Consider the following 24032-nt stretch of genomic DNA (forward strand, 5'->3'; position numbering starts at 1 on the left):
GGAGAAAAACGTTCGCCGTGTCGGGACGGGCCGGGTCAGAGGGCCCGGGACGGGTTCAGCGGTCCGTCAGCAGCGCGCGGAGGATGTCGCCGTAGGCGGGCCGGGTGATGAGCACCCCGACGAGCACGCCGAGGATCGTGAAGATGGCGAAGCCCTGGAGGTCGCCCAGCGAGAGGAACGCCAGCGGCGACATGGCGACGATGGTCGTCGCGGCGGCCGCGCCGATGACCCAGAACGCCTTGCGGAAGCGTGACTGGAACACCTTCCGGGAGTTCACGTCGCCCTGGGCCATCACCTCGTCGGCGATGATCACCAGGTCGTCGACCCCGGTCCCGATGACGGCGATGAATCCCGCGATGACCGACAGGTCCAGCGGGTACCTGATGAACGCTGCGAACCCGAGGAGGACGACCACCTCGGACAGCGCCGTCACCACCATCGGCGCGGCGACCTTCGGGTCGCCGTAGCGGAGGAAGACGACGCCGGCGACCGTGAACACCGCGAGCACGCCGATGATCAGCGAGTCGCGCTTGAAGTCGTCACCCTGGGCGGCGCTGATGGAGGTCGCGCTTCCCTCGTCGAGCGCGAGGCCGGCCGGGAGCGCGCCGGCGCGCAGGTCGACCGAGACCTGCTGTGCGCGCTCGAAGGAGCCCGTGACGAGGATGAACTGCGGGTCCTCGGCCCACTCGCCGTCCTGCATCGACTGCGCGAGGTTGGGGTTCATTCCGAACGAGGAGACGACCTGTCCGTCGCGAATGACCAGGATACACGGGTCGGTGGTGTCCGGCCCGTTCTCCTGGCCGTACGTGCACTCGGTGCCGCCCTGCCCGGCGACGCCGGTCTCGACGAACAGCCGCTGGACGCGCTCGGCCTCGCTTTGCTGGACGGAGACGGGGACATTCGGACCGGGGCCCTGCTCGCCCTGCTGTGCGGTGCCGACCGTCTGGAAGTCCTCCTGCCGGATGACTGTCGTGTTCACGTACTCGGTCGTGTTGTTCCGGGTGACCTGGTGGTACGCCGCGATCTGGACGGTCCCGCGGGAGTTGACGAGCTCGATCACCTCGCTGCGGTCGTCGTTGGGCACCTCGATGAGGACGAAGTTCTCCCCGCCTATCGTCTGGACCGTCCGAACGCTTCCGCCGGAGAGTCCGGCGGCGTTGATCTTCGAGGTCAACACGTCGACTGTGTCCTCGCGGGTCGTCTCCGTGACGCCGTCGCGGACGGTGTCGTACTCGTAGCCGGCGTCGTCGAGTGCGGCCGAAAGCCCCTCCTGGGTGCCGTTCTCGGCCACCAGCTCGACGGTGCCGCTGGTGTTCGTCTGGTACCTGGCGATCACGTCGGAGCTGTCGGCGTCCGGTAGCTCGTCTGCGACCGCGCGCTCCACGTCGGCGGTGCTTTGCTCGCCGAACTGCACCTCCTCGGCGGTGACGCCGTGAAGCGGCGCGCGAACCCGCGTGCCGCCGGACAGCTGTAGCCCGTACTGGATGTTCGTCGCCGTCTCCTGGGCGGCCGGTCCCTCCTGGGGCTCGAACGCCGGGGCGAACAGGAACAGCGACGAGAGCACGAGCATGAACGCCAGCAGGACGACCCGCCAGTTGCCCTTGATCGTCTCCCACGCGCTCATCGCGCCACCCCCTCGAACTGGTACCAGCGAAGCAGCGACACGTTCAGCAGGTACGTGTTCATCAGGTCCGCAGCCAGCCCGAACACCAGGATGGTGCCGATGCTCGCGAGCAGCCCGATGCTGAAGATCGACGCGACGATCGCCATCACGGCCATCGCCGCCAGCGACGTGAGCGTCATCGTGACGCCGGTGCGCATCGCGCGGTACGTCGACTCGTAGAAGTCGCCCGAACGACGGAGTACGCTGTTGTTCAACAGGATGTCGGAGTCGACGGAGTAGCCGATGAGCATCAACAGCGCCGCCACGGTCCCCAGGGAGAGTTCGATCCCGAGGAGGTTCATCAGCGCCACCGGGATGACGATGTCCGAGAACGCCGAGACGACGACGGCGACGCTCGGCACGAACGTCCGGAACAGCGCGAACACGAGCGCCGCCATGCCCGCGAACGCGACGCCCACGCCCAACAGCGCGAGCTGTTGGGTGTCGGCCCCGAAGTTCGCCGACACGGAGTCGATCGACCGGATATCGAAACCGGCGTCATCGGCCTGCGCCTCCAGTTCGTCGGTACTCGCCTCCGACGATTGGAACGTCACGACGTACACGTCACCCGCCCCGACCCGCTGAACGCTGTCCGGTGTCGCCGTGAACGCCGAACGGATGTCCTCGCGTGCCTGTGCGTCGTTCGGGGCGTCGACGGCGATGCGAAGCTCCGTCCCGCCCGTGAAGTCGAGTCCGGGGTCGACCGGCGCGCCCGTGACGGCGTAGGAGCCGCCGATGACGAGGAGGGCCGCGGCCAACACCGCCAGCGGGATCGCCGCGAGCTGCCGGTTACTGTACCGGGTGTAATCGACCTCCGGTACCTCGAATCGAGCCATGGGTTTCGCTCCCCCCGCGCCCCGAATAAGCCTTCTTCTTCGCCGCTATCGACGTTTCAGCCGGATCCGTCGACCGCGACACCGATCCCGGTCGATCCGCGGTCCCGTGTCCGCGTCAGCTTTCCGGCCGTCCGCAGTCCGTTCGAGGTCCATCTCCGGTCGCGTTCTCCGGTCACCTGCGGTCGCGTTCTCCGGTCACCATCGGCGCTCGATGCGGGCACACGCCGTCCCCGGTCTCCGATCAGTACAGTGAATTCCGCGATATAAAAGCGGCCGGCCGCCGGGTGAGACGTCACCGACCCGACCGCGACTCGAGTCGGAGCGCATCCGTATCCCGTCGATCCGTCTCGGAACGCCCGGTCCGACCGACAGCCAGCGAACACACGGGCGACAGGTCGATGTGGCGGCGGTACCTCATCAGAGATATGAGCAGCGAGGCGGCGCGCGTGGTGCTCTCGTTCCCCGACGGACTGAGCGAGTGGGGCCGCGACCAGATCCGAACGGACCGGTACCGTGGCTACCTCCGGCGGATGCTCGACGAACCGACCGTCGGCGACGAGCGCGAGGAGTTCGTCGACGTGGGCTGTTGCGGCGACTCCCTCGATCTCACGTTTCGCGTGGAGGCCGTCGATGGCGGCCCGCGCGTGAGCGAGGAGACCGCCGTCGAGTTGGTCGAGCGATCCGGCGACGTGGACGGCGGGTGGCGCGTGCAGTCGGCAGCGGGACCGACGGAGTAGTCCGATTCCCGGCGCTTCGACCGACGTAGGGACTTTCATACCCGCCATCGATGTGCGCACATGGCATCCGAGACGTGGGAATACGAAACGTTACAGCCGCCACGCGGGGCGACTCAGAAGGAGGCGGTCGATCCGAAGGCCGAGCTGAACGAGCTCGGCGAGGAGGGGTGGGAGCTCGTCGACACCGTCGACTACGTCGGCGGCGGGACGAAGTACCTCGTGCTCAAGCGGCCCGCCGAGCGATGAGCGTCGAACCCGACGCCGAGGTCGACGCCGACGCGGGCACCGACACGGAGATCGAGACCTCGGGGGACACCGACATCTCCACGGCGAACACGATGCGCGAGCGGGCCGACGAGAGCCGGATCAAGCTGTGGGTGTTACTCAAGGCGAACAGGCTGCTCATCGCCGGCGTGCTCGGGCTGGCGGTCTTCCTCGCGCTGGTCGGGGTCGGGACGATGGCCGGGATCGCCGGGAACCTCGAGTCCGGGGACACGAAGGGGACGATCTTCTCGACGTTGCTGGGGGCGATCATCACCGGCACCACGCTGGTTGTCACGATCAGTCAACTGGTCGTCTCTCAGGAGAACGGACCGCTCGGGGACCAGCACGAACGCATGAGCAACACGATGGACGTGCGCGAGTACGTCGGCGACCTGTACGACGGGCCGACGCCGGTCGACCCCTCCGCGTTCCTCCGGCGGCTGGTCGAGGAGACCGGGCGTCGGGCGGAGGCGCTGCGCAACTCCGTCGCCGACAGCGACGACGACGACCTCCGCGCGGAGGTCGACGAGTTCACCGAGAGCCTCACGGGGAACGCGGAGACGGTGAGCGACCGCCTCGACGGCGCGACGTTCGGCAGCTTCGGGGTGGTGTTCGCCGCGCTGGACTTCAACTACGGCTGGAAGATCTTCCAGGTCGAGCGGATCGGACACGACCACGCGGACGCGATCGACCCCGACACCGAACGCCTCCTATCGGATCTGCGGACGGCCCTCTCGATGTACGGCCCCGCACGCGAACACATCAAGACGCTCTACTTCCAGTGGGCGCTCGTCGACCTCTCGCAGCTCATCCTCTACGCCGCGCTGCCGGCTCTCGTCGTCGCCGGGGCCACGCTCGCGTTCTTTGGGAGCGGACCCGTTCCCGGCGAAACCCTGGGAGTCGCGAACGTGCTCTGGCTGGTCGCCGCCGGGTTCACCGTCTCGGTGCTCCCGTTCCTCATCCTCGTGTCGTATATCGCGCGGATCGCCACCGTCGCCAAGCGGACGCTCGCGATCGGGCCGCTCATCCTCCGCGGGTCGCAGCGGTAGGCACGACCCGATCTGCCGCGGTCGACCGATTCGATATCGCGTTAAAAGGTTTATCTCTGGAGTGACAGGACTCGGGTTCGGACCGGTCGTTCGCGCCGGAGAAGTCGGACGGGGGCCGTTTCAGGGCATATACCGCACGACGACGACGCCCGGGGCCGATCGGATCTCGACGCGATTCACGCCGAGCCTCGCGGCCCGCGAGCGCGCGGCGTCGTCGTCCGCGAGCACGTCGGCGACCGCCTCGTCGGTCTCGCCCTCCGGGACGGTGATGACGTGGAGTTCCCCGTCGCCGGCGCGGTCGGTGCGGGTGAGTTCGCCGACGGCTTGGTCGTCGGCGAGGTCGAGCGACTGTCGCGTCGGTCGCTCCTCGCTCTCTTCGACGGGGACGTAGCGGCTCTCGTGGACTTCGATCAGCTGCCAGGAGACGTTCATCGGTGGGTCGGGCGCGACGACGCCCTCGACGACCTCGCCCTCGTCGACGCCGGGGTTCGACGAGAGCGCGTGCACCTGTCCCGAGTCCACGTCGCGCAGGACCGCGGAGTCCTCGTCGGCGTGGGTGACGACGAAGACGCCGTCCTTCTCGCCGGTCGCGGTGTCGGCGGGCCCGGCGTCGTCGGGGCCGGCTCGGTCGAGCGCGTCGCGGATCGCGTCCATCTCGGAGGCGTCGGGGTCGCGGTCGGTCATGGCAGTCGGTACGAGAGGGAGGCTTTTCCCGGTTTCGTGCGTCGCGAGGTCGAGCGGTGCGAGGTTGGCCGGTGCGAGGCCGACTGCGAGCGGGAGGACCGGCCCGCGATCGAAGCGAGCCCTCGACTGCGGCGGGACCGCGCAGGCGACGCCGCTACCGGCGGAGTCGGTGAACCGCCGGGACCGCGCAGGCGACGACCGCGGGGATCACGAGCCCGGCAATCCGCGGGAGCGCGTACAGCAGTTCCACCGCGGGCGCGAACGCGCCGGCGGGCGTCGGCCGGGCGGTCGTCTCGCCGTCGAGGACGAACGTCTCGGGCAGCGCGGCGACCATACCGACGTACAGCGACAGGATGAACAGGTAGCCGGCGATCGCGAGCCCCGCGTCGTACCCGGGGCGGCGGGCGATCCCGCGGCGGTGCGAGCGCGCGACCAGCAGGACCGGCGAGACGATGGGCACGACCGCGCCGAGCGCGACGACGACGTAGAACGCCCGGACGACCGAGAAGCGCGCCTGCGCGGTCGCGCCGAAGAGCGTGACGAGCGCGAGGAGGAACAGCACTCCCAACAGGGCGGCCGCGAGCCCGCCGAACACGACGAACGACTTGAACGTCAGCGAGCCGCTGGCGCGGAAGGCGTACGGGAACGCCCCGAACAGCCCGCGGTATCCGCCCTCGGCGTCGGTGACCCCGGCCCGGTCGTCCGCGACTCGAGAGCCCTCGGCGTCGGTCATCGGCGGGCGTTGGACCGCGTCGGGGTTAAGCCCCCCGTCACCGGTTCCGTCGCGGGCGCGGACGGCCGGCGAGAGCGCGACCGGGACGGGAGCCGCGACCGCGACGGGAGCCGCGACCGCGACGGGAGCCGCGACCGCGACACCGACGGCGACGCCGGACGCTCCCGGCGGACGGCAGGGTTTTGCCGACGGGGACCACCGGATCCCGCATGAACGTCGACATCGGCGGCGCGCTCGACGGGGACCTCGGATTGGACCGGGCGTCCCTCGACGCGCTAGACGAGCGCGTCGCCGACGCACACGACCGCATCGAGCGCGGACGCGACGACGCCGAACACGGCTACGCCGCGTTGAACCTCCCCGAGACGTGCGACCCCGACTCGATCCGCCGGGTCGCCGACGGCTTCGACCCGAATCACCTGCTCACGGTCGGCATCGGCGGGAGCGCGCTGGGGGCGGCGACGCTCACCGACGCGCTGGGGACCGGCGTCGACTGCCGCTACCTCGACAACGTCGACCCCGTCTGGGTCGAGGCGATCCTGGACGAGGTGGACCTCTCCTCGACCGTCGTCAACGTCGTCTCGCGGTCGGGAACGACCGCCGAGACGCTGTCGAACTTCCTCGTCGTCCGCGAGGCGATGGAGACGGCGGGCGTCGACTGGACCGAGCGCACGGTCGTCACGACCGGCGAGGCGGGCAACCTCGCGGCGATGGCCGACGAACGCGACTTACCGCGGCTGGCCGTGCCCGAGGGCGTGCCCGGGCGGTTCTCCGCGCTGTCGACGGTCGGCCTGTTCGCGGCGGCGCTGGCGGACGTGGACCTGGACGCCGTCCTCGCGGGCGCGGCCGAGGAGGCCGACCGGCTCGCGGGGTCGCTGTTCGAGTCGCCCGCTTACGCCTACGGCGCGACGACGTACGCGCTGGCCGAGCGCGGCGCGGCGACGAACGCCGTGATGCCGTACGCCGAGTCGCTGGAGCGGTTCGCCGAGTGGTTCGCCCAGCTGTGGGCGGAATCGCTCGGGAAGGACGGTCGCGGACAGACGCCCGCTCGCGCCCTCGGCGCGACCGACCAGCACAGCCAACTCCAACTGTACCGCGCCGGACCGGCCGACAAGCTGGTGACGCTTGTGCGACCGCGGGAGACCGACGGCGAGTGCGCGATCCCCGAGACGGACCTGGAGGGGCTGTCGTACCTCGGCGGATCCTCGCTGGACGCGCTGCTGGACGCGGAGTTCCGCGCGACCGAGGCGAGCCTCGCGGCCGCCGGCCGCGAGACCGTCCGTGTGGAGATCGACCGCGTCGACGCGCGCGGCCTCGGCGAACTGCTGTACGGCATGGAGGCCGCCTGCGTGCTGTACGGCGAACTCGCCGGTGTCTCGACGTTCACCCAGCCGGCCGTCGAGTGGGGAAAGAAGGCCGCGCGCGGACTGCTCGGCGGCGGCGACTTCTCGGAGGCGGACGCCGTCGGCGACCGACGGAGCCTCGAGGTGAACTGAGGTGAGCACCGAACTCGGCCTCCCCGAGGAGGGGATCGAGGCGCGGGCGGTGGTCGTACGGGGCGGACAGGCGCTGTTGGCGATGCTCTCGGCGGTCGTCGCCGGATCGGTGCTCACGCCGACGTTCGAGTCCGCCGGGACCGCGCTGGGGTTCGCCGCCGACTCCGCGACGGTGGCAGTGTTCGGTACCGCCGGCAACGCCGTCGGACTCACAGCCGCGGGCCTGTTGTTCCTGCTGTACGCCGGGGACCTCGATATCCTCCGGTTCCGGATGCCGACGCGCCGGGAAGCGCTCGTCGCCGTCGCCGGGGCCGCCGGGCTCACGGTCGCGGGGTACGCGATCCTCTACGGCTTCGCGGCCCTCGGGCTCACCCCGAGCACGAACCGCGCGCTGGAGAACCCGCCGGCGTACTTCCTCGCCATGATCCCGCTGTCGTTCGTCACCGTCGCCGTCGCCGAGGAGGTCGTCTTCCGCGGCGTCGTCCAGGGCGAACTGCGTCGCGCGCTCGGCCCGGCCGGGGCGGTCGCCGGGGCGTCGCTGCTGTTCGGCACGCTCCACTACCTCGCCGGCGTCGGCACCCCGACCCAACGGGCCGTCTACGTCGCCGTCGCGGCGACGCTCAGCCTCGGGCTGGGAGCCCTCTACGAGTACACGGACAACCTCGTCGTTCCGATCGTCGTCCACGGCGCGTACAACGCGGTGCAGTACGTGATCCAGTACCTCTCTGCGACCGGGGGCGCGTAGGCGACGACGGGCGTTCCGGGAAACCGGGTGATCGGCGGGAGGGATACCAGTCGACGATCGACCGAGATCCCCTGCAGGGTTGCGGTCCTGTTTCGATCCGAGAGATCAGAGAAACCGCACGACTCCGACGCGAATCGGAGACTTGGGACGCGACGAGTCGTGGGCGACGCAGTCGCGCTCTCCGAGTCTCGGCCGCCGGGTCGCCGGCGGCGTAGTCGCGGTCGTCGGGTCGCGGACCGCGCAGCCACGGACGGCGTCGCCTACGCCGGATTCTTCCGGGAGAGGTCGCTCCCGCAGACCGGACAGCGGTCCCGGTTCTCGTCGAACGTCCGTCCGCAGCCGACGCATTGGAACCGCCACTCGCGTTCGTCGTCGATGCCGTCGCGGGCGATGACGTGAACGGGAACGTCCATGCGCTGGGCGACGTTCTGCATCGCGTAGTCGTCGGTGACGAGCGTCGCGTCCAGTTCGAACGCGGCCGCGAGCAGTCGGACGTCCGTGTCGGACAGCTCCGCCAGGTCGCCGGTCTCGCCGGCGGCGCGTCGAACCCGACCGACGGCCCCCTCGTCGGGGACATGGATGTGCATTCCGGCACCCTCCTCGGCGTCGAATCGGAGCGCGGTCTCGCTGGTGAGTTCGGACTGCACGGCCGGGATCGAGGCGGTTCGGTCGTCGCTGTCGTAGCCGTGGATGAACGCCGACGAGTCGAGGACTTCCATCACGTGGAGACGACGATGTAGTCCTTCACCGCCTGTACCGTGCTCACCGGGACGTGAAAGCGTCCCGCCTCGTCGCGGTCGAACGGCACCTGCGCGGGCGAGAGCTCCTCGTTGGGCGTGACGAGCAGGTCCGACAGCGACCCCGTCTTCAGGTCCATCGTGATGTTGTACAGCATGCCGAGTTCGGTGCCGTCGGAGCCCATGACGGCTTTTCCCGAGAGGTTCTCGGCGAGGATGTCTGCCATACCCACGACCACAGACGCGACGGTCATAAACGCCACGCTGGCGTCCGTCCGACCGGCCCGACGGGGCGACGGCGTCGCCGGAGTCGAAAATACCGTATCGGGTACGGTGAACAGATCCCACAGATATATCGACCGACGGGGGTACACACGGTCACAGATGGGTAGGCCAGACCCGCCGGATGGCGGGACGTCGAGTCGACGAACGCTCCCGCTACCGTCGCTTATCTCGGCCGGCGGCGGACTCCTCCTGCTGGTGGCGATCGCGCAGGGGGTCCGCGCGTTCACTACGGGGGAGGAAGCGCTGGTCGTGCTGCTGGATTTCGTGTTCGTCGCCGCCCCCGCCGTGGCCTTCGTGTACACCGGCCTGTGGATGCCGCGATCGGCGATCGCCAGGACTCGGTATCCGCGTATCCTCGCGTGGTCGTTCGGCGGGATCGCGGTCATGTACGGCTTCATCCTGTTGCGCGACGTGCATCCCGGCGTCAGCGCCGAGTGGACGGTCGGGACGCAGGCGATCGCGTTGACGATCGGCTCGATCGGGGGGTTGCTGATCGGCGTCGAGGAGACGAAGGCGACGATACGCACCGAACAACTGGAGGAACGCACGCGCGAACTCGAGGCGAACGAGCGGGAGCTCACCCGCCACAACGAGCAGCTGGAACGCTTCGCGAGCGTGATCTCTCACGACCTCCGCAACCCGCTGAACGTCGCGCAGGGTCACCTCGCGCTGGCCCGCGAGGAGCGCGACGACGAGCGCCTGCGGACCGTCGCGGACGCACACGACCGGATGGAGGCGCTGATCGAGGACGTGCTGGAGCTCGCGCGCCAGGGCGAGGGGATCAGCGACACCGAGCCGGTCGGGCTCGCGGGGCTTGCGGACCGCTGCTGGGAGACGGTGGCGACCGCCGAGGCGACGCTGTCGGTCGAGACGGCCGCGACCGTCCGGGCCGACTCCGACCGCCTGCGGCAACTCCTCGAGAACCTGTTCGGGAACGCCATCGAGCACGGCGGCTCCAACGTGACCGTGACCGTCGGCGCGATCGAGGGTGACAGCGGCGACGGCGACAGTAACGGCGACAGCGACAGCGACGGCGACGGCTTCTACGTCGCCGACGACGGGCCCGGGATCCCCGAAGGCGTCCGGGAATCGGTGTTCGAGAGCGGCTACTCGACCGACGACGACGGGACCGGGTTCGGCCTCGCGATCGTCGCGGAGATCGTCGGGGCCCACGGGTGGGAGATCCGCGCGACCGAGAGCGCCGAGGGCGGGGCCCGCTTCGAGATCACCGGCGTCACGGTCGACGCTGACGGCGAGTAGCCGGCGACGGCGACGACGACGGACCGACCCGCCCGCGACGGACTGGCCCGCCGGCGACGCCGCGTCGCGTCCGGCGGTCGACGGAGTCGAAGCCCTTACTTCGCGTCCGCGGTTCGGTACCCACAGGAACCGTTCTTCGCCGCAGAGAGGGATTCAGCCATGTCAGACACCAACTCGGACGCCGACGCATCGACCGACGCCGGCCCGCTTCGCACGCCGATCGTGGCGGTGCTGGGCCACGTCGACCACGGAAAGACCACGCTGCTCGACCGCATCCGCGGCTCCGCCGTCCAGGAGGGCGAGGCCGGCGCGATCACCCAGCACATCGGGGCGACCGCGGTCCCGCTCGACACCATCTCGGAGATGGCCGGCTCGCTGGTCGATCCGACGGACTTCGACCTGCCCGGGCTGCTGTTCATCGACACGCCGGGACACCACTCCTTTTCGACGCTCCGGTCCCGAGGCGGCGCGCTGGCGGACATCGCCGTGCTCGTCGTCGACGTGAACGACGGCTTCCAGCCACAGACCGAGGAGGCGATCAACATCCTCAAGCGCACCGGCACGCCGTTCGTCGTCGCCGCCAACAAAGTCGACACGACGCCCGGGTGGAATCCGCAGGACGGAGAGCCGATCCAGCGGTCGCTGGAGGCGCAGTCAGACCGCGCTGAAGACCGGCTCAACGAGAACCTCTACGAGCTGATCGGCGATCTCTCGGAGGCGGGCTTCTCCGCGGACTTCTACTGGCGCGTCCAGGACTTCCGCTCGAACATCGGCGTCGTGCCGGTGTCGGCGCTGACGAGCGAGGGGATCCCGGACCTCCTCACCGTCCTCATGGGCCTGTCCCAGCGGTACATGAAAGAGGACATGTCCGTCGACGTGAGCGGCCCCGGCGTCGGGACGGTGTTGGAGGTGAAAGACGAGCGCGGCTTCGGCGCGACGCTGGACGTGGTGCTGTACGACGGGGTCGTCCGCGAGGGCGACACGATCGTCGTCGGCGGCCGCGACGAGCCGATCGTCACCGAGGTCCGCGCCCTGTTGCAGCCCCGTCCGAACGCCGAGATCCGCGCCGAGAAGCAGTTCGAGCGCGTCGAGGAGGTCCGCGCGGCGGCGGGCGTGAAGATCGCCGCGCCCGACCTCGACGACGCGATGTCGGGCGCGCCGGTCCGGGTCGTCCGCGGCGACGACGAGGCGGCGCTGGAGGCGGTCAAACGCGAGGTTCGTGAGGAACTCGCCAAGATCGAGGTCGACACCGCCGAGGACGGCGTCGTCGTCAAGGCCGACACCCTCGGCAGCCTGGAGGCGATGGCCAACGCCCTCGACGAGGCCGAGGTGCCGATCCTCCGGGCCGAGGTCGGCGACATCGCCCCGCGGGACGTGACGGTGGCCGAGACGGCAAAGGAGTCCAAACACCAGGTGATCCTCGGGTTCAACGTCGACGTACTGCCCGACGCCGAGGAGGCGCTGGAGCACAGCGACGTGCGCCTGTTCGCCGACGACGTGATCTACCAGCTCGTCGAGGAGTACGACGAGCACGTCGCCGACCTGGAGCGCGCCCAACAGGAGAACGTCCTCGAGAAGATCACGAGACCGGCGCGCTTCCGGATCCTCGAGGACCACACCTTCCGGCAGAACGACCCGGCGGTCGTCGGCGTCGAGGTCGTCTCCGGAACCGTCCAGAACAACCGTTCGGTCGCGAAGTTCGAGGGGAGCGAGCCGAACCGCGTCGGCACCCTCTCGGGCATCCAACACCAGGGCGACGACGTGGAGTCGGCGCAGGCGGGCGAGCGCGTCTCCGTCGCCATCGACGGCCCCACGGTGGGTCGCCAGATCGAGGAGGGCGACGAGCTGTGGATCGAGTTGCCCGAGAAGCACGCGAAGATCCTCGAACAGGAACTCGCCTCGGAGATCCGCGCCGACGAGATCGAGGCACTAAAGGCGTATCTGGAGAAGCGTCGGAAGACGGACCCGTTCTGGGGGAAGTAGCTCCCGATCTGACGCGCGTACTGCGGTCTGAGGTTTCGATAGCGTCCAACTGAAACCGCATGACTGCGAGGGAAATCGGAGGAATTGGCCGGGCTATCGAAGCCGAAGCGCCGCGACTACCGCGCGGTCGGTTCGAGGTCGTCGCCGACGGCGGACATGACCTGGGCGGCGGCGCTGGCGGCGAGGCCACGGGCGACCTCCTCGCGGTCCTCGGCGTCGAGGCCGGACTCGACGTCCTCGATGTCGGGCGCGAAGCCCGCCGAGACGGGGTGGCCCACCGGCGGTCGGACGGCGACGGTGGCCTCGGGGCCGCCGGAGCCGTAGGAGAGTTCGGAGCCGACGGCGTAGCCGTCGGGTAGGTACGACTCTGTGCGCGTGACGATGTTGGCGACGGCGCGCCGGAGCGCGTCCTTCTGGTCGGTCGTGAGGTCGACCTCCTCGGGCCGACCCGCGTCGACGACGCCGGGTGCCCCCGCGTAGGGGTTGTTGCCGTTCATCAGATACGCCCTCGCTTGGCGGCTTTCGTTCATAAAGCCGTCGGCGGTGGTGAACTGGACGCGGATAGAGGGGTGCAGACGAGCGCCGACCGGCCGACCGAGCCGGGACGACTCGGCCGAGTCGCGGTCACCGAAGCTTCCAGACGCGCTTGGCCGGATCGGGAAGCTCCGAGGCCCCGAGGTAGGATCCGGGTCCGAACCGGAAGTAGAAGTACAGCGGGGAGGCGTCGCTCGGAACCTCGTACGCGAACGTGTACGCGTGTTCGCCCGGTTCGAGCGACATCGTGGCGGTCAGCCGGCGATCGTTCTCGTAGAACGACTGTCGCGGGGAGTGGCGCGAGCGGCCGTCGGCGAACTTGATCCCCCAGCGGGTACCCAACACCTCGATCGTCTCGTCACGCTCGTTGACGAGGGTCGCGTCGACGAGGACGAACTCGTTGCCCTCGCCCGCCTGCCTGTCGAAGGCGGTTCTGGAGAACTCGACGGAGTCGACCGTGGCGGCGAGGCCGTACCCGCCGGATCTCACCCGCTCGCCGATCTCCGGATGTGACCGATCGAACTCCTGTCGAAGCGTCGGCCCGTCGGTCGTCGAGTCGAGCGCGACCTCCGCGGTCTCGACGCCGCCGAAGTGGTCGGGATCGAGATCGAATCGAGCCGTCAAAGTGGCGTCGGTCGGCACCTCGTAGATCTGTCTGGCCCGTTCGACCTCTCCCGGGACGAGGACGGCCGCGAGCGGGCGGTTCTCGATCCCGCCGAACTTCGAGTCGTACGTCTCGCCCGTCCCGTCGACGAGCCTCGGGGAGTGTGTGTGGAACGCGTACCGTGGCGAGTCGCTGGCGTTCGCGACGGCGAACCGGAGGGTGAGGAACTCGTTGACCTCGCCGGGTTGGGTGCCGTCGAAGGAGTCCGCGCGGTCGATCGACTCGACGACGAGTCGGAGGTTCCGGCCGCGGACGAGTCCGCCGACGGCCGTCTCGACCGTGGACTCGACCTCGATCGGTTCGTCCGTCGGCGAGGCCGTGTCGGCGTCGGTCGGTGACCCGTCCGTCGCGGTGTCTGCGTCTGTCGCGGTGTCTGCGTTCGTGCCGCTGTCCGAGCTCCCGCCGGACGAACAGCCGGCGAAGGAAGTCGCCGTCGCCGCAGCGCCGATCGAGAGGAACGTTCGCCTCCGCATACCCCACCGATGTACACCGACTTGACAAGTAAGTTGCCCCGTGCGGGCCGACCAGTCAGGCGATCGGCTCGCCCTCGCCGTAGGCGGCGACGACGACGGCGGCGACGAACGCCCCCTCGTCGGTCTCGACGGTGGCGACGCGCGTCTCCTCGTCGTCGAAGGTCCACTCGCGGAGGTCCCGGCCCGCGGCCAGCCCCTCGCGGACGGTCTCGCGGACGGCGTCGGCGTCGGTGCCCTCGGCCTCGTAGAACAGCCCCGGGCCCGGGCCGGTCGCCCAGCCCAGACACGCGGTGACGGCGTCCGTGTCGTGGGCGTCGGCGGGCGTCGCCGACGCGTGCGCCTGGACGACCGTCAGGCGGTCGCCCGGCGACCCCAGGTCCGGGACGGTCTCGACGGACCTGACGGTCGCGTCGGCGGGGACGACCGACGAGACGACGACGAGGTTGAAGTCGCCGACCCCGGCGTCGGCGAGGGCGGCGTCGTAGGCGGCCAGCTCGGTGGGCCCGCGGCCGACGCCGGCGGCGACGTGGATCTCCATGTCGGAGAACGCGCGGGAGGCCGAAAGTGCGTGTCGGATCGCGGTCGCGGCCGGGGGACCACCGCGTCGGTGCGACGGTGCGACGCCGGGTCGACGGTCGGTTCCGGGCGCGCCGACGGTCAGTTCCGGGGTCGCAGTCGCTGGCGAACGCGAGCGGATCGAAAGGACGCGCCGCGGGTCGGAGCCGTCGTCAGTACTGGTAGCGACCGAACTCGCCGTCGTTGAACACGGGGCCCTCGTCGTCGGTCTCGACCTTCTCGCGGGCCCGGTCGAAGTCCTCGCGGCGGACGGTCGTGCGCTCGTCGCGGATGGCGAACATTCCCGCCTCCGTGGCGAGCGCGGCGATGTCCGCGCCCGAGTAGTCCTCGAGTTGGAGCGCGAGGTCGGCGAACTCCACGTCGTCGGCGACGTTCATGTCTTCGGTGTGGATCTCGAGGACGCGCTCGCGACCCTCGGGCCCGGGCTTCGGCACCTCGATGAGTCGGTCGAACCGACCCGGACGGAGGATCGCCTCGTCGAGCATGTCGAAGCGGTTGGTGGCGGCCATGATGCGCACCTCCCCGCGGTCGTCGAAGCCGTCCATCTCCGAGAGCAGCTGCATCATCGTGCGCTGGACCTCCGCGTCGCCGGAGGTCTTCGAGTCGGTCCGCTTGGCGGCGACGGCGTCGATCTCGTCGATGAAGATCACGGCGGGCTCGCGCTCGTTGGCGAGTTCGAACAGGTCACGCACCAGCCGCGCGCCCTCGCCGATGAACTTCCGGACGAGCTCGGAGCCGGCCATCTTGATGAAGGTGGCGTCGGTCTCGTTGGCGACGGCCTTCGCGAGCATCGTCTTGCCCGTCCCGGGCGGCCCGTGCAGCAGGACGCCGCTGGGCGGCTGGATGCCCACCTCGCGGAACTGTTCGGCGTTGACGAGCGGGTCCTCGACGGCCTCGCGGACGTCCCTGACCTGGTCGTCGATGCCGCCGATGTCGGCGTACTCCACCTCGGGGGAGGCGTCGACCTCCATCGCCTGCGCCCGGGCGTCGGTCTCGTCGTCGAGCACCGTCTGGACGCTGAAGGAGTCGTTGATCGCGACGCGGTCGCCCGCCTCCAGTTCGTCGTCGAGGCGAGAGGACAGCTCCGTGAGCACCTCCTGGTTGTTGCCGTGCTGTTTGATCACCGCGCCGTCCTCGGTGAGCTCCTCGACGGTAGCGATGTACAGCGATGAGGTCTTCAGCGTCTCGTTGCGCCGCTTGAGCTCGTCGACTTCCTCGCGGAGCTCGGTACGGCGGCCCTGGGCCTGTTCGAGGCGGTCGTCCAGCTCGTCGTTGACGCGGACGATCCGCTCGAAGTGCTTGCGCAACGCCTCCAGGCGTTCCCCGTCGCTCATGTCGGGGTCGAGATCGAGGCGGGGGCGGTCTGGAAGGGACGGACTCCGAGACATCTCTTGGTCACGGTTAGCGTCGGCCGTTAATGTGGCTTTGGGTCCCGGGGGCGTTCGCCCCTCGTTCGGCCGACCCGACGTGAGGCCGATCGCGGCGACTCCCGCGAACGGTCGCCGGGTTACAGTTCCAGCAGGGACTCGGCCTCGTCGAGGTAATCGTCGTAGACGGCGATGGCCGAGTCGATGGGCTCGCTGTCGGTCATATCGATGCCGGCGATCTCGAGCACGTCGATCGGGTACTCCGAGCCGCCCGCTCGCAGGGCCGCGCGGTACTCCTCGGCGGCGACCTCACCCTCGTCCTCGATGCGGTCGACGATCGCCGCGGCCGCCGAGATGCCCGTCGAGTACTGGTAGACGTAGAAGTTGTAGTAGAAGTGCGGGATCCGCATCCACTCGCGGCGGATGTGCTCGTCCACGTTCGCGTCGACGTGGCCGTAGAACTCCGCCTTCAGGTCGCCGTACAGTTCGTCGAAGACGTCGGGCGTCAGCGGCTTGCCGGCCTCGTCGTGCTCGTGGATCGCCTGCTCGAAGGCCGCGAACATCGTCTGGCGGAAGAGGGTCGAGCGGAAGCGTTCGAGGTACTGGTCGAGCGCGTGGACCCGAAGCTCGTCGGAGTCGGCGTTCTCGAGCAGGTGCCTCGTGAGGAGCGTCTCGTTGACCGTGGAAGCGACCTCGGCGACGAAGATCTCGTAATCAGCGTACTGCCACGGCTGGGCGTCCTTCGCCAACTCGGAGTGCATAGAGTGACCCAGTTCGTGAGCCAGCGTGTACATCGAGGACACGTCGTCCTGGTAGTTCATCATGATGAACGGCTGGGTGTCGTAGGTGCCCGCAGAGTACGCGCCCGAGCGCTTCCCGCGGTTCTCGTACACGTCGACCCAGCGCGACTCCAGCCCCTCGGCCATGCGCTGCTGGTACTCCTCGCCGAGCGGCGCGACCGCCTCGACCACGTGCTCTTTGGCCTCCTCGTAGCTGATCTCGGGGCCCTCGTCGCCCGTCAGCGACATGTACAGGTCCCACATTTCGAGCGTGTCCACGTCCAGCGCCCGCCGCTTCAGGTCGGCGTGGCGGCCCAGCGAGTCGAGGTTGTCGCGGACGGTGTCGACGAGCGTGTCGTACACCTCGACGGGGACGTTCGGGCCGTTCAGGGCAGCCTCACGAGCCGAATCGTAGTTGCGCGCCTCGGCCATCTTCACGTCCTTCTTGACGCTCTTGGCGAGCGTCGTGCCGACGGTGTTGCGGACGGTCTCCCACTCCGAGTAGAACTCCTCGTGGACGCGTTGGCGGAACTCGCGGTCCGGCTTCTGGAGCAGCGTCGTGAAGTTGCCCTGGGAGATCTCGACGTCGTCGCCTGCGGGGTCCTCCACCGTCGGGAACGTCATGTCCGCGTCCGACAGCATCGAGTACGCCTCGCTCGCGGCTCCGGTGACCTCGCTCAGGTCCGCGAGCAGCTCCTCCACCTCCGCCGAGCGCGTGTGCGGCTTCATCCGGAGCACGTCGTCGAGGAAGTGCTCGTACTCGGCGAGCGCCGGCTCCTCGTCGATCAGCTCTTCCACGTCGCTCCAGTCGAGTTCCTGGAGTTCGGGTTCGAGATAGCTGGACGCGCTCGACGCCTCCGCCGACAGCGCCTGCGCCTTCGAGGACATCGCCTGATACTCCTGGTCGCGGGTGTCCTCGTTCGAACGAAGCCGGGCGTACGAGGTCACCTTCGACACCTCGCGGAACACCGCCTCGTAGGTGTCGAGCAGCTCGCGCAGCGTCGCCGCGCTCTCGGTCGCGCGACCCTCGTACGCGCGGAGGTCGTCGAGGCGCTCCTCACACTCCTCGTACGCCTCCTCCCACGCCCCGTCGTCGGCGTAGATGGAGTCGATGCTCCACTTGTACTCCGCGTCGATCTCGGATCGCTCGGGAACCGAACTCATGTACGGGTCTCGCCCGTGCGCGGTGGTAAGTCTTGCCAAGCAGACCCGGCAGAATCGCCCGCAAGCGCCCCGTTAGTGGCGCTTTCGGTGGACCAGGCGAAACGAGCGTCTCGCCGGGGGCCGCCGACGGCCGCGGCCGACTGAGCCCCGCGTCGGCGAGCCACCCGTACGGCGACTCGCGGGGAACACGTTCGTACCGGCGTATCGACGCCAACGGGGATACCCACCCGGCACCTCTATAAATCAAATAGCGCGATATAGAATGCCCGCTATCGCACGGGAATCGCTCGGTTCGACAGACTGCACGAGGGACGCTCACCCGCGGACTTTTGCCGCCGCTGGCCGATCCCGTCGGCATGGATCTCGACGACGACATCGCCGCGGCGGTCGGTCGCGCCTGGACCGACACCACGCCGTGGGAGTTCATCACCGATCTGACGGCGCTTGGCGGTCGGATGGGCGCGAGCGAGGGCGAGGCGCGGGCAGCCGACCTCGTCGCCGCCGCGTTCGAGGAGATCGGACTCGACCGCGTCCGGAGACAGCCGTTCGACGCGACCGAGTGGCGACGCGGCGAGACGACGCTGCGGCTCACCGCGCCCGCCGATCGCACGTTCGACGCCATCGCGCTGCCGTACAGCCCCGCGGGCGAGGCGTCGGGCGAACTCGTCGACGTGGGATACGGTACACCGGCGGAGATCGACGAGACGGACGTGGACGGGAAGATCGCCGTCGCCTCGACGACGACGCCGGGCGACTCGCGGTTCGTCCACCGGATGGAGAAGTTCGGCACCGCCGCCGAGGCGGGCGCGGAGGCGTTCGTCTTCGTCAACCACGTGCCCGGACAGCTGCCGCCGACCGGGTCGCTCACCTTCGGCGAGGAGGCGGCGATCCCGGCGGTCGGCGTGAGCGCGGAGACGGGCGCGTGGCTCACCGAGTACGCCAGCGAGGGCGGGGAGGCCGACCTGTCGGTCGACGCCGAGACCGTGCAGGGGGAGTCACAGAACGTCCTCGCGCGGACGGGTCCCGAGACCGACGAGTCCGTGCTCGTGGTCGCACACTACGACGGCCACGACATCGCGGAGGGCGCGCTTGACAACGGCTGCGGGATCGCGACGCTGCTGGCGACCGCGCGGGTGCTCGCCGCCGCCGACCCCGACATCGGCGTCCGGTTCGCCGCCGTCGGCTGCGAGGAGACGGGGCTGCTCGGCTCCGAACACCTCGCGGCGACGACCGACCTGGACGGAGTGAAGGCCGTCGTCAACCTCGACGGAGCCGGCCGGTTTCGCGACCTCGTCGCGATGACGCACACCTCCGAGGCGACCGCCGGGGTCGCCGATCGCGTGAGCGACGAGACGCGACATCCGATCGAGGTGCGCGAGGAGCCGCACCCGTTCTCCGACCAGTGGCCGTTCGTCCGCCGGGGCGTGCCCGCGCTGCAGTTACACTCCGACTCCGGCGAGCGCGGGCGGGGATGGGGTCACACCCACGCCGACACCCGCGACAAGGTGGACGACCGGTGCATCCGCGAACACGGTGCGCTGGCGGCGCTGTCGATCCGGGAACTGGCCGACGAGTCGACCGAGGTGCCGTCGCTCGACGAGTACGAACTGGAGGCGGCGTTCCGGGAGGCCGACTTCGAGCCGGGGATGAAGGCCGCTGGGCTGTGGCCCGAGGATTGGGCGTGAGCGCTCGTCACTCAGACGCCGCGGCGAGCACGTCGTCGAACACCCGGACGCGGGCCAGCGCGTCGACGCGACGCTCGGAGAACACCTCGCGGAGCGTCGCAACCGCCACGGGGTCGGGCTCGAACGCGACGCCCGGATAGGAGACGTCCGCGAGCACGAGCGGGTCCGGGGCCGCGGCCGCGACGCCGCGGGGCCCCGAGACTGGTTCGTCCCCGAGCACCTCGGCGATCCGGTCGAGGTCGGCGTCGCCGACGGCGACGCCCCTGACGACCGTCGCGATCCGGCGAACGCACTCGCGGGGGAAGCCGCCGGCGGCCACCGTGAGCGTGAGGAACTCGTCGCCGGCGCGGTCATCAGCGTCGCCTTCGACCCGATCACCGACGCGGTCGCCGGCGGCCGCGTCGTCGGACGCGACCGACACCGACAGATCGCGGCGCGTGTTCGGCCCGCGCGGGTCGCTCGTGAGGTTGTGCACGTCGTGCTCGCCCGACAGCGCCGCGGCGGCGTCGCGGGCGCGGTCGCGGTCGGCCTCGGGCGCGTGGAGGTGATACCGGTACGTCCGGCGGGCCGCGTCGTGGGTCGCGTGGAACTCCGGGTGTACGTCCGCGCTGGCCCACACCCGAACGCCCGCGGGGAGTTCGCTGGAGAAGGCGCGTGGCGTGAGCCAGTCGGGCGCGTCGAACGCGACCGTCTGGCGCACCGCGGAGACGCCGCGGTCGGTGCGGCCGGCGGCGGCGTAGCCGGGCGGGGTGTCACGGCCGCCGCCGCCCGCGTCGCGGTCGACCACGTCCAGAGCCGCAAGCGCGTCCAGGAGCGCGTCCTCGGCGGTCGGCACGTCGGGCTGGCGCTGGAAGCCGAAGAAGGGCCGGCCGTCGTAGGCGACGCGGTACGCCCGACGGGTCGCCATTACGCGAAGTCGTCGAACGTCGGTCGGTCGAGTTCGCCCGGGAACTCGTCGACGGGCGCGGTCGTCTGGTCGCCGGAGGCCATGTCCTTCACCGTCACCTCGTCGTTCGCGAGGTCCTGCTCGCCGGCGACGACGACCGTCTCGGCGTTGATCGAGTCGGCGTAGTTGAGCTGCGCGCCGAAGCTCCGGCCTGAGACGTCCGTCTCGACGACGTGACCCCGGGCCCGGAGGTCGCGGGCGATCCGTGCGGCGACGGGACGGGTGTCGCCGACCTGGAGGACGTAGTAGTCCGTCGAGACGGCGGCCTCGGGGGCGACGCCGGCGCGCTCGAGGAGGAGGCCGAGCGTGGCGTGCCCGGGCGCGACGCCGACGGCGGGGGTGGGCTGGCCGCCGAACTCCTCGATGAGGTCGTCGTAGCGGCCGCCGCCGAACACGGAGCGGCCGACCTCGCCGGTCGCGTCGAAGCACTCGAACACCGCGCCGGTGTAGTAGTCGAGCCCGCGAGCGGTTCGCAACGAGAGGTCGCAGTACTCGCCGACCCCGAAGTCGTCGGCCGCCGCGAGCACCGCGCGGAGGTTGTCGACGGCCTCGGCGAGCTCCTCGCTGGCGGGCGCGAAGTCGGCGAGTTCCCCGAGGTTCGCGGGGTCGTCGACGCCGAGGAGGTCGTCGAACTCCCGGGCCTGGTCGTACGCGAGACCGGCGTCGTGCAGCAGGTCGAGATACTCGTTCTCGTCGACCTTCTCGGACTTGTCGACCGCGCGGATCGCCGCCGTCACGTCCACGTCCGCCTCGAACGACCGCAGCAGCGATCCGAGGATGTCGCGGTGGCTGACGCGGAACTCGAAGTCGTCGCCCGCGAGGCCCAGTTCCCGCAGCGCGTCGGCGGCGGTCGCGAGCACCTCGGCGTCGGCCGCCGGCTCCGACGAGCCGAAGACGTCGATGTTCGTCTGGTGGAACTCCCGGAAGCGGCCCTGCTGGACCGCCTCGTAGCGCCAGAACGGTCGCGTCGATACCCACTTCACGGGCTTGGACAGCTCCTGGGCCTTCGCGGCGTACATCCGCGCCACCGTCGGGGTGAGCTCCGGCGCGAGCGTCACGTGGCGGCCGCCGTGGTCCTCGAAGGCGTACAGCTCGTCGACGATGTCGTCGCCGGACTTGTCGGTCCACATCTCCGCCGGCTCCAGTCGCGGCGTGTCGATCTCGCGGAAGCCGTACCGCCGGGCGACCGACTCCAGCGTGTCGGTCACCTCCCGGCGGACGGCCATCTCGGGGGGGTAGAAATCGCGGAACCCCTTCAGGCGCTCGTAGGTGGGCATTACCGACCATGTATCGCGTCCGGGAGTTTAACCCCGTGGTTCCGCTCGGGGGCACCGCGGGTCGACGGGGGCGGTCACACCGCCAGCAGGCCGACGCCGACGACCGCGAGCGCGGCGGCGACGAGGCGGGTCCCGAGCCGTCGTTCGCCGAGGAGCACCCCGCCGAGCAGGACGGCGACGACCGCCTGCGTGTTCACGACCGGCGAGGCGACGCTGGCCGGGAGCAGCGAGAAGGCGACCGAGGTGAGGTGTTCGGCCGTCGCGACGAGGAGGCCGAGCGCGATGAACGTCGTCGCCGGCGGTGTCGCCCGGTCGCCCGGCCAGTCGCGGGCGGCCAACGGGAGGAGGACGAGTAGGACGCCGCCGAGCACGACCACGACCAGCGCCTCCGGCGGCAGTCCCACGCCGTCGAGGACGGCCCGCTTGGACACGTCGCCGACGGCGTACGCGCCCGCCGACAGCAACGCCAACTGGGCGGGCCGGACCGTCACCGCCCGTCGGAGCGGCTCGGTCGGGTCGCCGCCGCGGTAGTTGGCGACGTACACCGCGACCGTGACGACGGCGATGCCGACGAACGCCAGCGCCGGGAGGTCGGCACCGAGCAGCAACAACTCCAGGGGAAGCACGAACGCGGGGACGACCTTGTTGATCGGCGTGACGTACGACACCTCGCCGAGCGCGAGCGCGTTCACGAACAGGACGAATCCGACGCCGACGCCCAGCACCGACCCCACGAGCGCGAGCGACCCGCCGAGGCCCAGCGTCGCCGGCGTTGGCACGTCACCCGGAGAGAGCCGCGACAGCGCGACCGGCGCGTACCACGCCAGCGCGCAGGCGTTCACGAGGACGGTGAGCACCGTCGCGGGAACGCCGGCGACGTAGCGCTTCAGCGCGAACAGATAGACGCCCCACAGCACCGCGGCCGCGACGGCGACGGCGATGCCGGGGGCGACGAGTGCGGACACGCTGACCGCTCGGCGGTCGGGGGTGAAAACGCCGCGGATGTGCGCCGTCGAGCGCCGTCCCTCGGCCGCGGTCCGCCGGCCGTCTCAGCACAGTCCGACGGCCGTCTCAACGCGTCCCGCGCACGTACGTCTGTTCGTGTTCGGGGAACACCTCGCGGACGGCGTCGTCGCCCGCCTCCTCTCGGAGGAGCGCGCGGAGTTCGCCCTCGTAGTCGGCCTTGGGCACCTCCTCGGAGGGACCCGACTCCACGTCGAGGGTGGCGTCGACGAGGCGGTCGACCGCGCCGCGGCCGAACCCGGAGAGCGGGGAGATGTAGTCGATCTCGTGGCGGTCCTCCAGGCTCTGGGCGAACGCGCGCGAGACGCTCGGAACGCGATCGTCGCGGCGGGTGCCGTCGGCGACGGCGTCAACGTCGCGCTCGGCGACCGACTCCAGGGCGTGCTCGTGGACGAGTTGGATGCCGTTGCGGGGGAAGCCGTCCTCGCGCATCGTCTCGACGGCCTCGCGAGCCACTTCGGGGTCGAGTTCGTTGGTGTCGAACGGGAATCCCAGCGCCTCGGCCGCCTCGCGGGCGTGCTCGTGGTCGTCGGTGACGCCGAAGTGCGTCGTCACCAGCGTCACGTCGTAGAAGCGATCGAGGACGAGCGCGGCGAGCGAGGAGTCCTTCCCGCCGCTGTAACACAGTGCCAGTTCCACGCGTGCGTCAGCGACGACGGATGTCGAAGCTCTTCTGGTCGGGCTGCAGCTCCCGCAGCAGCTCCTTCATCTGGTCCTCGTCGATGCGGCCGTTCACGCGACCGCTCTTCGCCAGCGCCGTCACCTGCTGTTTCACCTTCGCGGCGAACTCGGGCTTGCTCATCTCGACGGCGTTGAGCCGCTGGCGCGCGCCGTCGGTGAGGTGCTGCTTGAGCAGCGCCTCCTGCTGGCGCTCGGCCTGCTCCTGGGCGGCCTGCTGTGCCTCTTGATCCTGCCCCTGTCCCTGGGCCTGCTCCTGGAGCTCCTGCATCTTCTGCTCGCGCAGTTCCTCTAGTCGCTCGTCGTCGGGTGTGTCGCCCATGTCGGATGGAAGTTGCCCGCGAGCGCTCAAAACGATTGTGGGTGGGCGCGCTCGGGGCTCGCGGGGGCGGTC

The 24032-nt window shown here is 70.1% G+C and carries 24 protein-coding genes; 8 read left to right on the top strand and 16 right to left on the bottom strand.

Features of this window, described 5'->3' with window-relative positions; translation table 11 throughout:
• Positions 1-55: 55 nt before the first annotated feature.
• Positions 56-1624: a preprotein translocase subunit SecD gene (locus tag Hbl1158_RS13885; RefSeq protein ID WP_234297845.1), complete on the bottom strand. Its 1569-nt coding sequence runs from the start codon at positions 1622-1624 to the stop codon at positions 56-58.
• Positions 1621-2499 carry a protein translocase subunit SecF gene (gene secF, locus Hbl1158_RS13890; protein ID WP_234297846.1) on the bottom strand — a complete coding sequence of 293 codons (879 nt, stop codon included), beginning with the start codon at positions 2497-2499 and terminating at the stop codon, positions 1621-1623. The genes Hbl1158_RS13885 and secF overlap by 4 nt, the downstream gene beginning before the upstream one ends.
• 425 nt (positions 2500-2924) lie before the next feature.
• On the opposite strand from secF, the gene Hbl1158_RS13895 reads away from it, so the two are divergent.
• Genes Hbl1158_RS13895 through Hbl1158_RS13905 form a run of 3 tightly spaced genes read left to right on the top strand, consistent with a single transcriptional unit; the run spans position 2925 to position 4549 of the window.
• The gene (locus tag Hbl1158_RS13895; RefSeq protein ID WP_234297847.1) at positions 2925-3236 is read left to right on the top strand and encodes a hypothetical protein; all 312 of its coding nucleotides are present in this window, start codon (positions 2925-2927) and stop codon (positions 3234-3236) included.
• Positions 3237-3296: 60 nt separating this feature from the next.
• A complete protein-coding gene (locus tag Hbl1158_RS13900; RefSeq protein ID WP_234297848.1) occupies positions 3297-3482 on the top strand; it encodes a DUF4177 domain-containing protein in 186 nt (61 codons plus the stop codon).
• Positions 3479-4549 (top strand): hypothetical protein, encoded by a 1071-nt coding sequence (locus Hbl1158_RS13905; RefSeq protein ID WP_234297849.1) that lies wholly within the window; start codon positions 3479-3481, stop codon positions 4547-4549. The genes Hbl1158_RS13900 and Hbl1158_RS13905 overlap by 4 nt, the downstream gene beginning before the upstream one ends.
• A gap of 120 nt (positions 4550-4669) precedes the next feature.
• On the opposite strand, the gene Hbl1158_RS13910 is transcribed toward Hbl1158_RS13905, so the two are convergent.
• Both Hbl1158_RS13910 and Hbl1158_RS13915 read right to left on the bottom strand, forming a co-directional pair.
• Entirely contained in the window at positions 4670-5203 is a 534-nt protein-coding gene (locus Hbl1158_RS13910; protein ID WP_234299542.1) for a DUF5812 family protein, read from the bottom strand.
• Between the two features lie 184 nt (positions 5204-5387).
• Entirely contained in the window at positions 5388-5966 is a 579-nt protein-coding gene (locus tag Hbl1158_RS13915) for a hypothetical protein (RefSeq protein WP_234297850.1), read from the bottom strand.
• A gap of 209 nt (positions 5967-6175) precedes the next feature.
• Between Hbl1158_RS13915 and Hbl1158_RS13920 the strand changes: the two genes are divergently transcribed.
• Together Hbl1158_RS13920 and Hbl1158_RS13925 are read left to right on the top strand one after the other, a co-directional pair.
• Positions 6176-7462 (top strand): glucose-6-phosphate isomerase, encoded by a 1287-nt coding sequence (locus tag Hbl1158_RS13920; RefSeq protein ID WP_234297851.1) that lies wholly within the window; start codon positions 6176-6178, stop codon positions 7460-7462.
• Between the two features lies 1 nt (position 7463).
• Complete coding sequence (locus Hbl1158_RS13925; RefSeq protein ID WP_234297852.1) at positions 7464-8207, top strand: CPBP family intramembrane glutamic endopeptidase; 744 nt, start codon at positions 7464-7466, stop codon at positions 8205-8207.
• A gap of 260 nt (positions 8208-8467) precedes the next feature.
• Here the strand turns inward: Hbl1158_RS13925 and Hbl1158_RS13930 are convergent, their stop codons facing one another.
• Entirely contained in the window at positions 8468-8926 is a 459-nt protein-coding gene (locus tag Hbl1158_RS13930) for an NOB1 family endonuclease (protein WP_234297853.1), read from the bottom strand.
• Entirely contained in the window at positions 8926-9171 is a 246-nt protein-coding gene (locus Hbl1158_RS13935; RefSeq protein ID WP_234297854.1) for a PRC-barrel domain-containing protein, read from the bottom strand. Before Hbl1158_RS13935 ends, Hbl1158_RS13930 begins: the two co-directional genes overlap by 1 nt.
• A 157-nt stretch (positions 9172-9328) precedes the next feature.
• Here Hbl1158_RS13935 and Hbl1158_RS13940 point away from each other — a divergent pair, with 157 nt between their 5' ends.
• Both Hbl1158_RS13940 and infB read left to right on the top strand, forming a co-directional pair.
• Positions 9329-10489: a HAMP domain-containing sensor histidine kinase gene (locus Hbl1158_RS13940; RefSeq protein ID WP_234297855.1), complete on the top strand. Its 1161-nt coding sequence runs from the start codon at positions 9329-9331 to the stop codon at positions 10487-10489.
• 159 nt (positions 10490-10648) lie between these two features.
• The gene (infB, locus tag Hbl1158_RS13945) at positions 10649-12472 is read left to right on the top strand and encodes a translation initiation factor IF-2 (RefSeq protein ID WP_234297856.1); all 1824 of its coding nucleotides are present in this window, start codon (positions 10649-10651) and stop codon (positions 12470-12472) included.
• 116 nt (positions 12473-12588) lie between these two features.
• Here the strand turns inward: infB and Hbl1158_RS13950 are convergent, their stop codons facing one another.
• The 5 genes from Hbl1158_RS13950 to pepF form a co-directional block, all read right to left on the bottom strand.
• Positions 12589-12969, bottom strand: coding sequence for a DUF5811 family protein (locus Hbl1158_RS13950; protein WP_234297857.1), 381 nt, complete (start codon positions 12967-12969; stop codon positions 12589-12591).
• Positions 12970-13096: 127 nt separating this feature from the next.
• On the bottom strand, positions 13097-14143 hold the full coding sequence (locus tag Hbl1158_RS13955) for a DUF4352 domain-containing protein (RefSeq protein ID WP_234297858.1): 1047 nt from the start codon (positions 14141-14143) through the stop codon (positions 13097-13099).
• Positions 14144-14198: 55 nt separating this feature from the next.
• Positions 14199-14681: a pyruvoyl-dependent arginine decarboxylase gene (locus Hbl1158_RS13960; protein ID WP_234297859.1), complete on the bottom strand. Its 483-nt coding sequence runs from the start codon at positions 14679-14681 to the stop codon at positions 14199-14201.
• A 190-nt stretch (positions 14682-14871) separates the two neighbouring features.
• The gene (locus Hbl1158_RS13965) at positions 14872-16107 is read right to left on the bottom strand and encodes a proteasome-activating nucleotidase (protein ID WP_234297860.1); all 1236 of its coding nucleotides are present in this window, start codon (positions 16105-16107) and stop codon (positions 14872-14874) included.
• Between the two features lie 119 nt (positions 16108-16226).
• Positions 16227-18029, bottom strand: a complete 1803-nt coding sequence (pepF, locus tag Hbl1158_RS13970; RefSeq protein WP_234297861.1) for an oligoendopeptidase F — start codon at positions 18027-18029, stop codon at positions 16227-16229.
• A 356-nt stretch (positions 18030-18385) separates the two neighbouring features.
• Between pepF and Hbl1158_RS13975 the strand changes: the two genes are divergently transcribed.
• Complete coding sequence (locus Hbl1158_RS13975) at positions 18386-19714, top strand: M28 family metallopeptidase (protein WP_234297862.1); 1329 nt, start codon at positions 18386-18388, stop codon at positions 19712-19714.
• A gap of 7 nt (positions 19715-19721) precedes the next feature.
• On the opposite strand, the gene Hbl1158_RS13980 is transcribed toward Hbl1158_RS13975, so the two are convergent.
• From Hbl1158_RS13980 to Hbl1158_RS14000, 5 genes are all read right to left on the bottom strand, one after another.
• Positions 19722-20621, bottom strand: a complete 900-nt coding sequence (locus Hbl1158_RS13980; protein ID WP_234297863.1) for a tRNA pseudouridine(38-40) synthase TruA — start codon at positions 20619-20621, stop codon at positions 19722-19724.
• Positions 20621-21937 (bottom strand): histidine--tRNA ligase, encoded by a 1317-nt coding sequence (gene hisS, locus Hbl1158_RS13985; protein WP_234297864.1) that lies wholly within the window; start codon positions 21935-21937, stop codon positions 20621-20623. Before hisS ends, Hbl1158_RS13980 begins: the two co-directional genes overlap by 1 nt.
• 74 nt (positions 21938-22011) lie before the next feature.
• Positions 22012-22902 carry an EamA family transporter gene (locus Hbl1158_RS13990; RefSeq protein WP_234297865.1) on the bottom strand — a complete coding sequence of 297 codons (891 nt, stop codon included), beginning with the start codon at positions 22900-22902 and terminating at the stop codon, positions 22012-22014.
• Positions 22903-23008: 106 nt separating this feature from the next.
• The gene (locus Hbl1158_RS13995; RefSeq protein ID WP_234297866.1) at positions 23009-23599 is read right to left on the bottom strand and encodes an alpha hydrolase; all 591 of its coding nucleotides are present in this window, start codon (positions 23597-23599) and stop codon (positions 23009-23011) included.
• 7 nt (positions 23600-23606) lie between these two features.
• A complete protein-coding gene (locus tag Hbl1158_RS14000) occupies positions 23607-23960 on the bottom strand; it encodes a DNA-binding protein (protein WP_234297867.1) in 354 nt (117 codons plus the stop codon).
• Positions 23961-24032: the final 72 nt, after the last annotated feature.

It is taken from the genome of Halobaculum sp. CBA1158 (assembly GCF_021431925.1).
GTDB lineage: Archaea > Halobacteriota > Halobacteria > Halobacteriales > Haloferacaceae > Halobaculum.

Excerpts from the sequence above, each read along its gene's own strand:
- Hbl1158_RS13885 (WP_234297845.1), bottom strand. The coding sequence starts at position 1,624 with ATGAGCGCGTGGGAGACGATCAAGGGCAACTGGCGGGTCGTCCTGCTG.
- secF (WP_234297846.1), bottom strand. The coding sequence starts at position 2,499 with ATGGCTCGATTCGAGGTACCGGAGGTCGATTACACCCGGTACAGTAAC.
- Hbl1158_RS13895 (WP_234297847.1), top strand. The coding sequence starts at position 2,925 with ATGAGCAGCGAGGCGGCGCGCGTGGTGCTCTCGTTCCCCGACGGACTG.
- Hbl1158_RS13900 (WP_234297848.1), top strand. The coding sequence starts at position 3,297 with ATGGCATCCGAGACGTGGGAATACGAAACGTTACAGCCGCCACGCGGG.
- Hbl1158_RS13905 (WP_234297849.1), top strand. The coding sequence starts at position 3,479 with ATGAGCGTCGAACCCGACGCCGAGGTCGACGCCGACGCGGGCACCGAC.
- Hbl1158_RS13910 (WP_234299542.1), bottom strand. The coding sequence starts at position 5,203 with ATGGACGCGATCCGCGACGCGCTCGACCGAGCCGGCCCCGACGACGCC.
- Hbl1158_RS13915 (WP_234297850.1), bottom strand. The coding sequence starts at position 5,966 with ATGACCGACGCCGAGGGCTCTCGAGTCGCGGACGACCGGGCCGGGGTC.
- Hbl1158_RS13920 (WP_234297851.1), top strand. The coding sequence starts at position 6,176 with ATGAACGTCGACATCGGCGGCGCGCTCGACGGGGACCTCGGATTGGAC.
- Hbl1158_RS13930 (WP_234297853.1), bottom strand. The coding sequence starts at position 8,926 with ATGGAAGTCCTCGACTCGTCGGCGTTCATCCACGGCTACGACAGCGAC.
- Hbl1158_RS13935 (WP_234297854.1), bottom strand. The coding sequence starts at position 9,171 with ATGGCAGACATCCTCGCCGAGAACCTCTCGGGAAAAGCCGTCATGGGC.
- Hbl1158_RS13940 (WP_234297855.1), top strand. The coding sequence starts at position 9,329 with ATGGGTAGGCCAGACCCGCCGGATGGCGGGACGTCGAGTCGACGAACG.
- infB (WP_234297856.1), top strand. The coding sequence starts at position 10,649 with ATGTCAGACACCAACTCGGACGCCGACGCATCGACCGACGCCGGCCCG.
- Hbl1158_RS13950 (WP_234297857.1), bottom strand. The coding sequence starts at position 12,969 with ATGAACGGCAACAACCCCTACGCGGGGGCACCCGGCGTCGTCGACGCG.
- Hbl1158_RS13955 (WP_234297858.1), bottom strand. The coding sequence starts at position 14,143 with ATGCGGAGGCGAACGTTCCTCTCGATCGGCGCTGCGGCGACGGCGACT.
- Hbl1158_RS13960 (WP_234297859.1), bottom strand. The coding sequence starts at position 14,681 with ATGGAGATCCACGTCGCCGCCGGCGTCGGCCGCGGGCCCACCGAGCTG.
- Hbl1158_RS13965 (WP_234297860.1), bottom strand. The coding sequence starts at position 16,107 with ATGTCTCGGAGTCCGTCCCTTCCAGACCGCCCCCGCCTCGATCTCGAC.
- pepF (WP_234297861.1), bottom strand. The coding sequence starts at position 18,029 with ATGAGTTCGGTTCCCGAGCGATCCGAGATCGACGCGGAGTACAAGTGG.
- Hbl1158_RS13975 (WP_234297862.1), top strand. The coding sequence starts at position 18,386 with ATGGATCTCGACGACGACATCGCCGCGGCGGTCGGTCGCGCCTGGACC.
- Hbl1158_RS13980 (WP_234297863.1), bottom strand. The coding sequence starts at position 20,621 with ATGGCGACCCGTCGGGCGTACCGCGTCGCCTACGACGGCCGGCCCTTC.
- hisS (WP_234297864.1), bottom strand. The coding sequence starts at position 21,937 with ATGCCCACCTACGAGCGCCTGAAGGGGTTCCGCGATTTCTACCCCCCC.
- Hbl1158_RS14000 (WP_234297867.1), bottom strand. The coding sequence starts at position 23,960 with ATGGGCGACACACCCGACGACGAGCGACTAGAGGAACTGCGCGAGCAG.